Origin of the sequence: Campylobacter sp. RM15925, from assembly GCF_012978775.1 — a bacterium.
Classification (GTDB): domain Bacteria; phylum Campylobacterota; class Campylobacteria; order Campylobacterales; family Campylobacteraceae; genus Campylobacter_A; species Campylobacter_A canis.
Window position 1 is genome coordinate 36721 of record NZ_LIWP01000008.1, and the last position, 14122, is coordinate 50842.

Annotated in this window: 14 protein-coding genes; 3 read left to right on the top strand and 11 right to left on the bottom strand. The window is 37.4% G+C overall.

Annotated elements, in window-relative coordinates:
- The gene (locus tag CDOM15925_RS06165; protein WP_169942171.1) at positions 1-1032 is read right to left on the bottom strand and encodes a DUF6630 family protein; all 1032 of its coding nucleotides are present in this window, start codon (positions 1030-1032) and stop codon (positions 1-3) included.
- Positions 1033-1124: 92 nt separating this feature from the next.
- On the opposite strand from CDOM15925_RS06165, the gene CDOM15925_RS06170 reads away from it, so the two are divergent.
- Entirely contained in the window at positions 1125-1847 is a 723-nt protein-coding gene (locus CDOM15925_RS06170) for an ankyrin repeat domain-containing protein (RefSeq protein ID WP_169942173.1), read from the top strand.
- Positions 1848-1907: 60 nt separating this feature from the next.
- Here the strand turns inward: CDOM15925_RS06170 and CDOM15925_RS06175 are convergent, their stop codons facing one another.
- The 9 genes from CDOM15925_RS06175 to CDOM15925_RS06215 form a co-directional block, all read right to left on the bottom strand.
- Positions 1908-2456, bottom strand: coding sequence for a DUF7821 domain-containing protein (locus CDOM15925_RS06175; protein WP_169942175.1), 549 nt, complete (start codon positions 2454-2456; stop codon positions 1908-1910).
- 2 nt (positions 2457-2458) lie between these two features.
- Positions 2459-3130 (bottom strand): DUF799 domain-containing protein, encoded by a 672-nt coding sequence (locus CDOM15925_RS06180; protein WP_169942177.1) that lies wholly within the window; start codon positions 3128-3130, stop codon positions 2459-2461.
- A complete protein-coding gene (locus tag CDOM15925_RS06185; RefSeq protein ID WP_169942179.1) occupies positions 3120-3491 on the bottom strand; it encodes a DUF4810 domain-containing protein in 372 nt (123 codons plus the stop codon). Before CDOM15925_RS06185 ends, CDOM15925_RS06180 begins: the two co-directional genes overlap by 11 nt.
- A 9-nt stretch (positions 3492-3500) precedes the next feature.
- Positions 3501-4172, bottom strand: a complete 672-nt coding sequence (locus CDOM15925_RS06190) for a CsgG/HfaB family protein (protein WP_169942181.1) — start codon at positions 4170-4172, stop codon at positions 3501-3503.
- 80 nt (positions 4173-4252) lie between these two features.
- Positions 4253-5740 (bottom strand): DUF1266 domain-containing protein, encoded by a 1488-nt coding sequence (locus tag CDOM15925_RS06195; RefSeq protein ID WP_169942183.1) that lies wholly within the window; start codon positions 5738-5740, stop codon positions 4253-4255.
- Positions 5737-7239: a DUF1266 domain-containing protein gene (locus tag CDOM15925_RS06200; RefSeq protein WP_169942185.1), complete on the bottom strand. Its 1503-nt coding sequence runs from the start codon at positions 7237-7239 to the stop codon at positions 5737-5739. The genes CDOM15925_RS06195 and CDOM15925_RS06200 overlap by 4 nt, the downstream gene beginning before the upstream one ends.
- Positions 7240-7248: 9 nt before the next feature.
- Positions 7249-8412, bottom strand: a complete 1164-nt coding sequence (gene xseA, locus CDOM15925_RS06205; RefSeq protein ID WP_169942187.1) for an exodeoxyribonuclease VII large subunit — start codon at positions 8410-8412, stop codon at positions 7249-7251.
- Complete coding sequence (gene ubiE, locus CDOM15925_RS06210; RefSeq protein ID WP_169942189.1) at positions 8406-9122, bottom strand: bifunctional demethylmenaquinone methyltransferase/2-methoxy-6-polyprenyl-1,4-benzoquinol methylase UbiE; 717 nt, start codon at positions 9120-9122, stop codon at positions 8406-8408. Before ubiE ends, xseA begins: the two co-directional genes overlap by 7 nt.
- Positions 9123-9132: 10 nt before the next feature.
- Positions 9133-10560: a CYTH and CHAD domain-containing protein gene (locus CDOM15925_RS06215; protein WP_169942191.1), complete on the bottom strand. Its 1428-nt coding sequence runs from the start codon at positions 10558-10560 to the stop codon at positions 9133-9135.
- Positions 10561-10703: 143 nt separating this feature from the next.
- Here CDOM15925_RS06215 and serC point away from each other — a divergent pair, with 143 nt between their 5' ends.
- Positions 10704-11783 carry a phosphoserine transaminase gene (gene serC, locus CDOM15925_RS06220; protein ID WP_169942193.1) on the top strand — a complete coding sequence of 360 codons (1080 nt, stop codon included), beginning with the start codon at positions 10704-10706 and terminating at the stop codon, positions 11781-11783.
- Positions 11784-11981: 198 nt separating this feature from the next.
- Entirely contained in the window at positions 11982-12620 is a 639-nt protein-coding gene (locus tag CDOM15925_RS06225; RefSeq protein WP_169942195.1) for a Crp/Fnr family transcriptional regulator, read from the top strand.
- A gap of 515 nt (positions 12621-13135) precedes the next feature.
- Here CDOM15925_RS06225 and CDOM15925_RS06230 read toward each other — a convergent pair.
- Positions 13136-14122 carry a beta-ketoacyl-ACP synthase III gene (locus CDOM15925_RS06230; protein WP_169942197.1) on the bottom strand — a complete coding sequence of 329 codons (987 nt, stop codon included), beginning with the start codon at positions 14120-14122 and terminating at the stop codon, positions 13136-13138.

Sequence of the window (14122 nt, forward strand, 5' to 3'; positions counted from 1 at the left end):
TTAAAACCCCTTAATCTCAAATCCAAGCATTCGCCCAAGATCTACAATCTTTTCTTTGTGCTCTTTTTTGCATACAAAAACACAGATGCTATCCATCTGCGTATCAATCTCAATCAGCGAAAATTCCGACCTTTTTTCAAGCCTATCTGCAACATCAAAAAGCTCCATATCCTCACTTAAGCGCAACCTTTTGCCCGTAAATTTAAATATATAAGCGCTTAAATCCTTCGTGTCAAATTTCCAGTCGTCCTCATGAGCCTCAAGCATCGGTGCAAGTAAAAAACTATAAAATAACTCTTTTTCACTAAGAGTTTCATCGGGATCGGCATAACCCTGCTCGGCAAGCTCGGCGCTGCAAATTTCAGGCTCAAGAAGCACTTTATAAAAGCAGCTTTTAAACTCCTCTTTGTCTTTTACTTCGCATAAATTCATAAATTCGCTCAAAGCCTCATCGGTAGTTAAATTTAAAAGCTCATCATCAATTACTATGCCAAGTCTTTTGTAGATAAATTTAATCGCTTTGCTCAGTGTATTAAGGTAGATTTGATCCTCTTTATCCTCGCTATTTGGATCTAAAATCCTACTTTCTTTCATATCTAAAAATATATTTTCGTTTGGCTCTGATTTGAGTAAAATTTTATAATCCTCTTCGCTTTCTCCATAGGGGATAACGAAAAATAACAGCTTTTCATTAGCGTATAGCTTTTTTAATTTATTTGATATAGCCGGATAATGATAAAAGCTAATCATCAAAAATACATCGTTGTAGTCGTCGTTTAATTCCTCTTTTGGTATCGCGCTAAAGCCTGCTTTGCTCATAAATTCCTTAAGCGGTGTATAAGTGTCGGTGTAACCCGCTTTTGGTAAGAAGTGATTTGTAAGCCCTTTGGTTGCGTAAGATATGCTAAAAGGATAGAAAAACTGCCAAACTTTCATATAGTTGCCGCCAAAGGGAGGGTTTGCAAAATGACCTCCCGAAAGCTCTTCTTGGATTAAATCTATGATATCGGGTATATATTGTAACTCTTTCATAACGACCTTTTTAAATTTTAACTATTTTATTGAAATAGCGTTAATAATAAATCGTAAATTCTCTGATAAAATTCGCACTTCAAGGAGTAAAAATGCAAAAAAATTTTAAAATTTTAGCCGCTGTTTTGGCTATTTGTTCGGTTTTTGGCGTGGCAAACGCAAAAGATGCGGATCTGAGTAAATTTCGCTTTAGCTTAGAAGAGATGCAAGACATCGCAAGTCCTACCAAACTAAAGTGGAGGATATTTTACAAAGAGGCCTCAAGCGGGAAAGATGCCGAGTGGTTTGATGCTGTAAAGCAAGGAAATTTGCAAAAAGTTAAGCAGATGGTTGCTAGCGGTCAGGATATCGAGGCTAAAGACGAGGCAAATTTGGGGCAGACTGCACTTGGTTGGGCGGCATTTATCGGGTATGAGGATATGGTTGATTATCTCATAGCGCAAGGCGCTGATGTCTTTGCAACCGACAGGGGTGATGTTTATAACTCTTTAAAGTCAGCCGTTTTAGGTAAAAATCTTAACATCGTTCGTAAAATTCAAGCCAAGATAGAGGAAAAGACAGGCAAGAAGATTGATTTTAACGATCAGACCGTAGAGAGTGATGCAGAGACGCTTTTAATCGTAGCTGCAAGCAATAATCGCATCGAGATAGCAAAATATCTAATATCTCAGGGTGCAGACGTAAATTTGGTAGCGACTCCAAAGGATCAAAGCGCACTATCCTTTGCTTGCGATAATAATCATCCCGAGATGGTTAAGCTGCTTATAGAAAACGGAGCTATAAATCACCGCACAGGCAAGCCAAGCTGCAAATAACTTTAAAAGGAGCAAGCGCTCCTTTTGATTTATATTTTAAGACAAATTTGCGTCATCTTTTTAGTGAATTTCTAATTCTTCGCAGATAAAATTTACAGCCTCGTTAAAAATTTCAAAATATTTTTTATCTGTTTCGTCGCTATTTTTTAGTAGCCTACAAGACTTCATCTCCAAAAACAGCCTTCCGGTTGATGGCGATGAGATGAGGAGACTAAAATCTCTTTTATTTTGGCTATTTATAAAAGGCACGCAGATAAAGGTTATCTTTTCTTCATTAAAATATTTTTTAAAACTCTCTTTTATCGGCGGAGATACTTTTAAATTTATAAAGCAAAATACCCAGTTGTTTTCACTATCCATCTCATGTTCGGGCGGAGGCGTTATATTTGCCGTTTTCATCATATCTCTAAGCGGTATGTAGAGCTTTTGATAGCCGGCTTGTTTTAAAGAGGCTTCTATGGTGTCGTTAGTAGCCTCTTTTGCGTCGTGAGGATAGTAGTAGTATCTTAAAGCTATATCTGTTTTTAAAGGCGAATTTTCAAAATAGAGACTTGCTAAGTGATTTTTTAGCAAGTGTTCCTCTATCTTGATAAAATTTTTAACTTCCATGGCTACTTTGTAAGCTGGCTATCTTTGCCATAATACGGCGAATACGGTCCATAAAGCAAGCAGTCGTAGCAGTCTTGAGCAAATAAAATTCTATCCGCCCTAGCCGATAACTCATAGCTAACATCGCTTAAAGTGTCGGCTACCTGTTTTATCAGCGCGTTTAAGAGCATGCTTGCTATATCGCTACTGCCTTGGGAGCTGTTTGTCGCCGATGCTGTTTTTTGCCACATGATATTGCCTGTATTTGTATCAACCAGCTTTGCTTCAACGGATACTTTAGTAACGCTATCAAGCACCATATAAGTTGAGCCATACTCTTTGATATTTATATAAAGAACACTATCGGCACCGAAAATTTGCTTTAGCTTATTTACTGAAATTTGATGAATTTCGCTTGGCTCGTAAACCCCGTTAAATTTAAACGTGTCATTTACCAAGGAAGGATCAAATACGTAATACCCTGCCTCGCTTAGAGGAAATATAGCATTTACAAGCACTGCCGAGGATGCTTTTATCTCGGTTGATTCGTTTGTAGGCATTAATACCAGTATCGATCTTGGCTTGGTTTGTAAAAATGCGGAGTAGTCATACTGCGGTCTAGGATCGCTTGCGCATGCCGAAAAAAGAATCGCAAATAAACCCAAAATAAGAGTTGATCTAAATTTATTTACCATTTTTGCGACCTTTTTTTAGCTTTTGTTGTTTTAAAAACTCGATATAAGCTCTTGATTCCGGGAAAATTTCAGCCTCTTTTTCAAGATACATACTTGCTTTTTGATCGTTGCCTATGTTTGAGTATAAAAGACCAATGTGAGCTAGCAGTCCGGGCGGTATCTTGCGCCCTGAAGCGTATGCGTACTCAACCGTTTCTTCAAGCTCGTCTATATGCTTATAAAAATCGCTTGTTTCGTTTAAATAATCATACGTCGAAGCCGTATAAGAGCCGTTCCAATAATAAATTTGCCTTGGGGTGCTAGATGCGCAGCCTGCAAAAAGCAACGCAAAAAGCACGGGCAATATAATTTTAGTGTTCAAATTTTAGCCTTATTTTGCTGTCCAAGCGCCGCTTTCAAGCCCTGCAACAAGATTATTTACCGCTTCTATTATGGCTAGACTTAAAACTTTGCCGTTTAGCGTAGAGTCATATCCTGCCGTTCCGCCAAATCCTATAACCTCTCTGTTTGATAGCGCGTATTCTCCCGCACCCTGAGACGAATAGACAACCTCGGAAGTTTCAACCTCAACTACGTTTAAATTTACCTTTGCGTATGCGGTTTGAGTCTTACCTTTGCCAAGGATTCCAAATAGCTGATGATCGCCCGTAGTTTTTCTGCCAAATTCGGTTACGTCGCCCGTGATAACGTATTTAGCGCCTTTTAAATTTTGCGCTTTTTTGTTTATGTTGCTCTCTTGTTTGATAGCCTTCATATTTGTTCTATCCATCACGGAAAATCTACCGGTTTGTTGCAGATTGCTTACTAAAATAGTTTGGGCTTGATTGCCTAGTCTATCTTCTCCGTCGCCGAAAATTCCGTTTTGATAAGAGGATTGGTTGTTAAACCTGCCTATTGATATCGCTACTTTTGTGCCGCCATAGTATGTATTTACGGTATTTACTTTTGGAGTTTCAACCACTCTTGAACTCTCTTTTGCACAACCCGCCAGCAGCGCTATCATGGCTCCTGCGGCTATAAATTTCAAACCTGTTTTTAGCATGTTTTTCCTTTTATTTATAAATTTTATAATGATAACTAATTAAGATAACAAACAGATAAATTTGCAACCGTATTTTATCTTTAAGATTTTGCAATACTCTTTAGCTTGTTAAACGCAAGCCAGAGTGCTTCTATTTCATCTTTAAAGATTAAATCGTTCTTGTCATCTTCTACTCCTAGTTTTTTGCCCGTTAGCTTTTCATACTCGTTAGTGTATATCTCAAAATAGTCGTTTTGATTAACGAAGCAGCGAATTTCTCGCGTGTAATGCGTCTTAATCTTAAAATCAGCCTCGTTTAGCGCAACTCTTTTAAGCTTTTTAAACATCAGCATTCCGCTTAGTATATAAACGGCTTTATTTGTGATAAGCCAGCTTTTGCCGCTTAAATTTACCATAATCGGAAATTCGTCGCTTTGCAATAAAATTTTAGCCTTTTTTATGAATGTATCTGCACTAGCGTAGAAGTTAAGTTCAAGCTCGTCTCGCGGAGTAAAGATTAAATTTTGATCGGGGATTGATACGAGAGTCTCCACTCTATACTCCTTTAGGATGTTATAGAAGTTCTTGTAAAACAGATCAAGCGTTTGAGTAAAAATTTCAAAGCTAAAGCCGTGTTTTTTGATATCTTGCTTTAGATTATCAAGAAGCGAGTTCATCTCATCAAGCTTCTTTTGATTTTCATTTTTGTCTATATGCTTGCTTAAAATTTCATTTAGTTTAGCTCGCTCGGCTTTTAAGCTATCAGCCCAAATTCCGCTTTCTTTAAACATATCGTAAGGCGAATTTAGCGCGACGTAAAGAGCTTTTATGCGCTCGTTTATATCTTTTATGAAGTCCGTTTTATCATCGCTATAGCTTAAATTCATAAACGCCGAACCGAGTAAAAAGCTTGCCATAAATTCGCCAAATCCGCTAAAAATTTGAGTTATTAAATTCATATAAAACTTATATTGCTCGAAGTATTCTTTTTCGTCTATGTAATTTACCGCGTAGCTGCAACTTAGGATTTGAAGCACTCTAGCATAATCAAATGCGCTAATGCTCGTGCGCTCACAAAGAATAAAAAGCTCGCTTGTTTGATTGCAGAAATTTACAAAATTTGGAACTAAATTTCGCTCACTTTCACCCAAACCAAAAAATCCCTTGCTAAAGCTTTCAAATCGTTCTTTGTAGGCTTTGAAATCTTCATCGCTAAAGTTTATAAGATAAATTTTAAGCGCATCTTTTAAGTTGCTCTCGTTTAGGTATCTAGGCGCAAATTCAGCCCAAGTCATATCCGTAAGCTTGTCGCTAAATTCTTTATACGCCATATAAAGCAGACGGACTAAAACCCCTTCAAATTCCAAGCTGTCATAGTGCATGATCGCTTGATACATGCTGTTTTTATCGGTTATATCGTAAAATTCCTGCAAGGCTTGCTTGATCTCTTGCAGATTTTTTGGGTGGTTGAAATCCACAAGGCTAAAAATCCGCTCTTTTGCAAGCTCTTTTGAGACGAAAATCCTGTCTATGTCGCTTACTTTGTAAATAACTTGAAATATATTGCCCGCTATAAAATCTTTTTTCACAAATTCTCCCCTAAAGTTTTCGCAGTTTTCTTAAGCTCGTTTATTGCTAAATTTAGCGATGAAATTTCATTGTCAAAAAAGTCTTTATGACTTACGACTTTAAGCGGCTTTTTGCCCGTTAAATTTAAATACTCTTTGATACTTATACAAAAATACTCTTTGTCGTTTAAATAGCAGTGAATTTCATCAGGATAGGCGAATTTCACCTCGCAACTTATCTCTTGCAGGTTAAATTCTTTAAGCTTTTTAAAGAGTACTCCGCTGTAAGTATAGACGGCTTGGTTGGTTATTAGCGTCTTTTTAGGAGCTAAGATAAGAAGGACGGGAAATTCTTTGTCGCTAAATTTAAAGCCCGTTTCATCCATGAAAATTTTAACTTCTTTGTATAAGGAATGCTCCAGCTCAAGCGTTTTTCTAGGTGTTATTACGCCGTTATTTTTTGATTCAAGCATAAATTCGATGCGAGAGTTTTTAAGAGTGCTGTAAAAACACTTGTAATAAATTTCCGTCGCTTGTTGCAAGTGTTTAAATTCCAAACCGCATTTTTGCGTCTCTTTTTCAAGCCAATTTAGGATATTTTGGGTGTATTCCTTATCGTTTTTCTCTTCTTTGAAATCGGCGTATTTATCAAGCAGATTTAAAATGTTTATCTTTGCTTTGTCAAAATTCTGCGTCCAAATTCCGCTTGCGCCAAAGACGTTGTAAGCCGAGTTTAGTAACCTATGAAAGGCGTTTATCTGATCGTAGCTTTCTTTGATGTAATCAATCTCGCCCTCGTCAAAAAATCTAAACGCGCCTCCAAGAACGCAGCTTGCGATAAACTCGTCCCAACCGCTAAATATCTTTTGCACTTTTTCTGCGTAAAAGTTCATCAACTCACAAAATTCGCTCTCGTTGATATAACCCACCGCAAAGCTATCAGATATGATTTCAAAAATTTTTGAGAGTTCATAGCCTCTGTTGCCCACGTTTTTACAAAGCGCATAAATTTCACTTGTCTGCTTGCAAAATTTCACAAATTTAGGCACGTCGTTTTCGTCGTCCTCTTCGCCGCTAACGCCAAAAAACGACTTTGCAAAATAAGCAAAATTCTCTTTATGAAGCTCAAATTTTCTATAAGAAAAGTTGGCTTGAACCGCTTTTAAAGCGTTTTTTAGATACTCGTCCGTAAGATACGTGCCCATAAACTCTTCGCAAGTTATACTTTCAAGGCTCTCACCAAGCTCCTCGTAAGCTTTATACAAAAGATCTAAGATGATATTGTAATAACAAGCATAGCTGACTACTTCATCTATGGCGGTATAGACGCTATCTTTGCTCGTTACTTTGTGAGTTTCTTTTAGGTTTTGTCTTAGTTCTTGCAAGAAAGACGGGTGGTTTGAGCTTGTGAAACTAAAAAACTGATCTACAAAAAGCTCTTTGGACAAGAAGGCTCTATCGAGGTGATTTGTTCTTTGTGTAGCCTGAAAGACGTTTTGAGGGATAAATTTTAGATTCATTTTTATAGTTTATAAAATTTTTGCTTTTTTAGTCGTTTGAACCGAGCTTAAAACGACCTCATCGCCTGATTGCAGATCGGCTAGACTTATTGTTTTTCCGTCCTTTTGAACTCTGACAAACGATGAAATTTGCTCGAAAAACGCCTCTTGTTGGGCGTAGCTTTTTTGTAGAGTTAAAATTTTGTTTTCGAATTTAAGAAATTTTGTGCCGATTGCATTTTTTAAATTTGATCTAAAATTAATTAAAATTTGCTCTTTGTGGGCGATTTTTTGCTCTAAACTTGCTTGAGAAAATTTAGTTTGCAAATTTTTTAATAGATTTTCTTTGCGCTCAAGTGCTAGTTCAAACGCTCTTTGAAGGCTTTGGCTCATCATATCGATCGTTTGAAAAATTTCTTCTTTATTTGGCATTAGCGAATTTATCGCAGCGCTTGGAGTAGGCGCTCTAAAATCAGCCGCAAAATCGCTTATAACGTAGTCTATCTCGTGTCCGATTGCGCTTATGATAGGGGTTGTCGCGGCATAAATTTCACGCGCTAAATTTTCATCGTTAAAGCACCACAAGTCCTCTCTGCTGCCCCCGCCTCTAGCTAAAATAATCACATCAAGCGCGCTTGCCTCGGCTCTTTTTAAAGCTTTTATAAGGGACAAGGGAGCATTTTCGCCTTGTGTGAGCGAGTCAAATATATAAATTTCACTAAGATGCCAGCGCTCGTTTATGAGCCTAAGCATATCTTGAAGTGCTGCTGAGGTGCGCGAAGTGATGATGCCTACTTTGCGCGGAAATTTAGGAAGCGATTTTTTGCGCGAAATTTCAAATAGACCCTCTTGTTCAAGCTTTTCTTTAAGCTGCTTAAATGCAAGTTCAAGCTCTCCTTCGCCGCTTGGCTTGATGGAAGTTGCGATAAACTGATAGCTTCCGCTTGGGCTGTAGAGTGAAATTTTGCCGTAAAGAACGACCTTCATGCCGTCTTTGATTTCAAATTTTAGTTTTGCGTTGTTAAATTTATAAATTACCGCCGAGATCGAGGCTTTTTCGTCTTTAAGCGTGAAGTACCAGTGTCCTGAATTGTGCTTGGTAAGGCGCGAAATTTCGCCCTCAACCTCCACGTAAGAAAATGTAGTCTCAAGTAGAGTTTTTGCCTGTTCGTTTAGCTCGCTGACACTTAGCAATCTTTAAATTTCCTAGCTATAAAAAGTGTCGAGATATCCATTGAAAAGCCCTTGCAGACCTCTATCTCAAAGCCCGCCGTGCGCAGTTCATCAACGAAGCTTTGCTTGTCAAGGAAATTTTCTATCGAGCTTGGCAGATATTCGTAAGCCTCTTTGTTTTTTGAGATAAATCCGCCGATTTTAGGTAAAATTTTGCTTAGATAAAAGTCTCTTACCTGTGTCGTCATGCCTTTTTTATTGCGCTTGGTAAATTCTAAAACCACCAAATAGCCGCCATTTTTTAACACGCGGTTAAATTCTTTTAGCGCGAGCTCTCTTTCAACGACATTTCTTATGCCGTAACTGATACTTAGCACATCTATGCCGGCGCTTTGTAGCGTAGTGTCCGTAGCGCTCGCTTCTATGAATTTAAAGCTTGGAAATTTCTGCTTTGCTACTTTTAGCATGCCGCTTGACGGATCAATGCCCGTTAGGCTGTTTATATTTACGTTAAAATCTTTTGCGATATTGTTCCAAAATCCCATCATGTCGCCCGTGCCGCAAGCTACATCGGCTATATCTACGCTTTGATTTTTAAATTTTTCAAGCACGTTTTTGCAAGCTATCTTGCGCCATCTGATATCAATTCCTGCGCTTAAAACCCTGTTTGCAAGGTCGTAAGTCGGAGCTATCTCGTTAAACATCTGAACTATTTTTTCTTGTTTTTGCATATATCTTTCTTTACATGTAATAAATTTTTAAATTTTTTGAAATTTTGCCTAAATTTCTCATAAATTTCGGTTTTTTATCTAAAATTTTATATCTTAGTTTAAACATCTGTTTGTAAATTTTAGTTTTTAACTTTGATGAAATTTCAATCGAATCTTTGCTGTTTTGTTCTAAATCTTTTAAAATTTCAAGCCAGATATCCCTATCTTGCAGATCGCCAAAAATTTCTTGTATCTCTTTTGCTCTTTGCCTGCACTTTTCAAGCGATTTTATCGCAAACATATCTATGAAAATTTCAAGAAGATACCTTAATCTTTTTATTTGAATTCTGGTGTTGTGAAAATGTAAATTTTCGCATTCGTTGTTTAGGAGTGCAAGTGATTTTTGAAGTCTTAATATCTGTAGTCTAAGTGCGTATGCGACGACTTTTTTGATAGGCTTATCATAGTCTTTTCCTTGATAAAAGTCGCTTTGCTCTTTTAAAAATATCTCCCAGTCTTTAAAGACTTCTTCGCTTTTTGACGCATTTAGCATAGCCGTGATTTTTATATTTTCGGCCTCTTTTACTTCTTGGGCGAGTAAGATTAGCGGTTTGGTTCGTTTTTCTTCTTTTAAAAAGTCTAAAAATACGTCTATATCGCGTTTTTTATTTGTTGAGCTGGCTATGGTTTTGAAATTTTTATTGAAGTGATCTGCTGTTTTTTTGTCAAAAACCGAGCTTAAAAGCTTAAGCATTGAGCGGGTTTTGCGTAAATTTACACGAAACTGATGAAGCGCTTCTTCATCTTTTGTTTCAAGATATATTTGTCGATATTTTCGTATCTGTTTGTAAATTTGAAAAAACATAACCCTAGCGGCGTCAAAAGAGCGTAAAGAGCTTGGAAAAGCAAGTTTTAAATCGTGATTTTGATCTATTATTTTAAGGGTTGATTGTATGTCAAATTTGATTTCGGGCACGCCAAAAAGCGCTAATGATTTGTTTTTATAGCGCTCATCTTCGGTAATTTCTGATGTTATATATCTTGCTAAAAATTCAGGTATGGCGAAATTTTGAGCGTCATTTACTGTTAAAAATTCAATCTCAAGCGTAGCAAGCCCTTCAAGAAATTCGTGATAGATATCGATATTACATGGAAGATTGTTGATCTTAAACTCAAAACGAGTCTTTTTTATAGGCATTCCTACGATCTCTTTAAGAGCGTCTTTGTAGCTTTTTTTATCGCTTGGAATTTCGCTCTCTTTGCGGACGAGTCCCCTGCCGATTTTTTGCGTTACGGTGAATTTGTCGCCCGATTTGCGAAACCTGATCTCTTCAAGCTGTGTGATCTTCGTATAAAACTGAATTATCTCGTTAGAAGTTGCTAAGATACCGTCTTTTTCGAGGGTTTGTATAGCTGAAATTCCGTCTAATATAAATTTACGTTCAATCTCTAAAACCAAAATTCGCCCCTTTGGAAAGTAATAGATTGTATCAAAACATAGCTTAAAGTGTAAATTTTGAAAATTTAGTTTAAAAAACGGGATTAAAATTAATTTTTAACTCAAATTGTGCTAAATTTTAAAAAATTTTTAAAGGAGCTTTCGTGGATAGAAAAATAAATTTCAGCGCAGGACCTAGCGGATTGCCTTTAAGCGTGTTGGAGCATGCTCAAAAAGAGCTGACCAGCTATCAAGGCAAGGGATATTCTATAATGGAAATAAGCCATAGAAGCAAGGTTTTTGAAGAGATTCATTTCGGTGCGATGGATAAGATAAAAAGGCTTTATGGTATAAGCGATGATTATGAAATTTTGTTTTTGCAAGGCGGTGCAAGCTTGCAGTTTGCAATGATCCCTATGAATTTATGCAAAGGCGGCAAAGCCGAGTATGTAGATACGGGAGTCTGGACGAGCAAAGCGATCAAAGAAGCCAAGATACAGGGCATAAATTACGAAGTGATCGCAAGCTCAAAAGATACGAATTTCGACAGAATTCCTGAAAATATAAATTTCAGCGACGATGCGGATTATGCTTATATCTGCACGAACAATACAATCTACGGCACTCAGTATAAGAGCTTACCAAAGACAAAAGCGCCACTTGTGATTGACGCTTCAAGCGACTTTTTCTCTTATAAAATGGATTTTTCAAATATCGGCGTGCTATACGGCGGAGCTCAGAAAAATGCCGGCCCAAGTGGCGTTACCGTAGTAATAATCAGAAAAGACCTGCTTGATAGAGCAGGCGAAAATGTGCCTACGATGCTTAAGTACAAAACTCACACCGACGCAAAATCGCTTTTTAATACGCCTCCGACATTTGGAATTTATCTACTAAATTTAACTCTTGGGTGGATCGAGTCTCAAGGCGGACTTGACGCGATAAAAGGCATAAACGAGCAAAAAGCTTCGATTTTATATGAAGCCATTGATAATTCGGGCGGTTTTTACAAAGGGCACTCTATCAAAAAAGATCGCTCCATAATGAACGTAAGCTACAATATCGCCGCAAATTCCGAGCTTGAGCCGGTGTTTGTAGCAGAAGCCGAAAAAGCGGGCATGATAGGTCTAAAAGGACACCGTCATCTTGGCGGAATTCGCGCCTCTATCTATAATGCCGTAAGCCTTGAAAACGTTAAAACTTTAGTTTCGTTTATGGGCGAATTCGCTAAGAAATTCGGCTAGAGATTATCCTCCCGCTATTGCTTTATATTATTTAAAAGAGCTTTGGCGGGTGAATTTGCTTTTAAATGACCAAACGAGCTATCTTTGGCGTTAAATTAGCTTAAATTTATATTATTACAAATTTGACACTCCGGTTAAATATTGAAAATTTATTTTAGATTTTATAAAATCCAAAAAAAGCAAGAAAAGGCGGAAATAATGCTTAAAGATATTCAGATATTTAGTTCGCTTGATGACGAACGTTTGCAAAAACTTGCCGATATAAGCATAATCAGAGGCTATAAGCGCGACGAAATACTATTTATCGAAGGCGAAACGCCAAAGTGGTTTTATATACTTTTAAAGGGGCGAGTTAAAATTTACAAAACCCTGCCAAACGGTAAAGAGCTGTTTGTGCATGAGTTTTTGCCGGGTTCGCCCGTGGCTAAATTCGCAAATTTCGACGACACTCCTTTTCCCGCTTCGGCTGTTTTTGTCGAGGATTCGGAAGTTTTGATGATAGACTTTGCTAAATTTAAGAAAAATTTTATGAATGATGTTAATGTCTGTATGGAGATCATCAGGTCGCTTTCGCAAAATTTTAGGATGATACAAGGACTTTTACACCGAGAAATAGCCCTTGGCGTGGAGGGCAAGATAGCTCTTTTTATCAGCGAATATCAAAACGAATTGCCGATGCAAAAGTACTCGCAAATCGCTCAAATGCTAAATACTACGCCTGAAACTTTTTCTCGCGTTATTACTAAATTTAAGAAAAACGGCTACATAGCAATAGACGCTAAGAAGAATATAACCATACTTGAACATGACAAGCTAAAAGAGCTTTATGAGGCGTGAATATCTGGGTATTTTGCTTGAATTATCCTTGTGCGGCTTAGTCTTGTGTTTTTATAATTAAAAAGAGATTTGATATACTCTAAGGGCTATATAGGTTTTTTGGCAAGAACTTCAGCGAAAGCAATTTTGGCGAATTTAGAGAGTTAAAATTTTAGTTTTATTATTGATATTTGCGAATACCCGTTAAGATACTTTTTGAATTTAATAATAATTTATCCACAAATTTGCTTAGTGAAATTTTTGAAGTTACTCTACAGATATGCATACAAAAGTTAAGTATAGTTTAGGCGCATAATATTGTTACATACACCTTTTTCATATACTTTTTAATTCGTGTAAAGTTATCAACAGCTTATTTGTTTGGCTTGGGAGCTTGTGTTATGTAAAATCTGAAAATTTTAAAATATAGAATTAGTTTTCTTGATATAAAATTATTAAGCTTATCGAAGTCGATAAACTACATTAAAAAGATTTAAAAATAGACAGTAAAAGAATTAGTTTTGATTTAATAAATTTTATTTGCCACCAAATTTAAGCAAAGCGCTTCCCCAAGTAAATCCGCCGCCAAATGCGTCAAGAAGCATCAAATCTCCATTTTTAAGCCTACCTTCCTCATAAGCTTCATTTATCGCCATAGGAATTGATGCGGAGCTTGTATTGCCGTATTTGCCGACAGTTACTACGCATTGGGAGTCGCTGAAATTTAGCCTTTGTTTTACGGCATCTATTATGCGTAAATTCGCTTGGTGCGGTATAAAAAGATCGATTTCATCACTTGTAACACCATTTTTTTCAAGTATATCAATTACATCTTTAGTTAGCGTTTGAACTGCTATTTTAAAGACCTCGTTACCTGCCATTTGGATAAAATTTAGCCTCTCTTCAAGCATCTGAGGCGAGCAAGGATATACGCTTCCGCATCCCGGAGTTATGAGTAAGTCAGCGAAATTTCCATCGCTTGCAGTATGCACGTCGATGATCTCGTTTTCTTCGCTTGCCGTAACGATAGCCGCACCCGCTCCATCGCCAAATAGTATGCAAGTGCTTCGGTCTTTGTAATCAACTATTGAACTAAGTTTTTCTGCGCCTACGATAAGTACATTTTTTTTCGCACCGCTTTCTATGAGAGATTTTGCAAGCTCAAGCAGGTAGATGAAACCCGTGCATGCCGCACTTATGTCAAAAGCGGTTACATTATCTATGCCTAAAATTTTAGCTATCTTGCAGGCTGTGGAAGGCATGCAAAGATGATCGGGACTTATTGTCGCGCAGATAACTGCGTCGATGTCGTTTGTAGTTATACCCGCTCTTTTAATCGCAACTTGCGCCGCCTTTGCGCCTATTTCGCTTGTTATCTCTCCTGTGGCTATGTGTCTAGTGTGAATTCCTGTTCGCTTTACTATCCACTCGTCGCTTGTTTCTACCATTTTTTCAAGATCAAAGTTAGTAAGAGTGTCCTTTGGAACGTAAGCGCCGATTGAGATAAGAGAGGCTTTTGGCAT

What these genes read in the sequence shown, in the direction of transcription:
- CDOM15925_RS06165 (WP_169942171.1), bottom strand. Translation starts at nt 1,032, where the DNA reads ATGAAAGAGTTACAATATATACCCGATATCATAGATTTAATCCAAGAA.
- CDOM15925_RS06230 (WP_169942197.1), bottom strand. Translation starts at nt 14,122, where the DNA reads ATGCCAAAAGCCTCTCTTATCTCAATCGGCGCTTACGTTCCAAAGGAC.
- CDOM15925_RS06175 (WP_169942175.1), bottom strand. Translation starts at nt 2,456, where the DNA reads ATGGAAGTTAAAAATTTTATCAAGATAGAGGAACACTTGCTAAAAAAT.
- CDOM15925_RS06180 (WP_169942177.1), bottom strand. Translation starts at nt 3,130, where the DNA reads ATGGTAAATAAATTTAGATCAACTCTTATTTTGGGTTTATTTGCGATT.
- CDOM15925_RS06190 (WP_169942181.1), bottom strand. Translation starts at nt 4,172, where the DNA reads ATGCTAAAAACAGGTTTGAAATTTATAGCCGCAGGAGCCATGATAGCG.
- CDOM15925_RS06200 (WP_169942185.1), bottom strand. Translation starts at nt 7,239, where the DNA reads ATGAATCTAAAATTTATCCCTCAAAACGTCTTTCAGGCTACACAAAGA.
- ubiE (WP_169942189.1), bottom strand. Translation starts at nt 9,122, where the DNA reads ATGCAAAAACAAGAAAAAATAGTTCAGATGTTTAACGAGATAGCTCCG.
- CDOM15925_RS06225 (WP_169942195.1), top strand. Translation starts at nt 11,982, where the DNA reads ATGCTTAAAGATATTCAGATATTTAGTTCGCTTGATGACGAACGTTTG.
- CDOM15925_RS06170 (WP_169942173.1), top strand. Translation starts at nt 1,125, where the DNA reads ATGCAAAAAAATTTTAAAATTTTAGCCGCTGTTTTGGCTATTTGTTCG.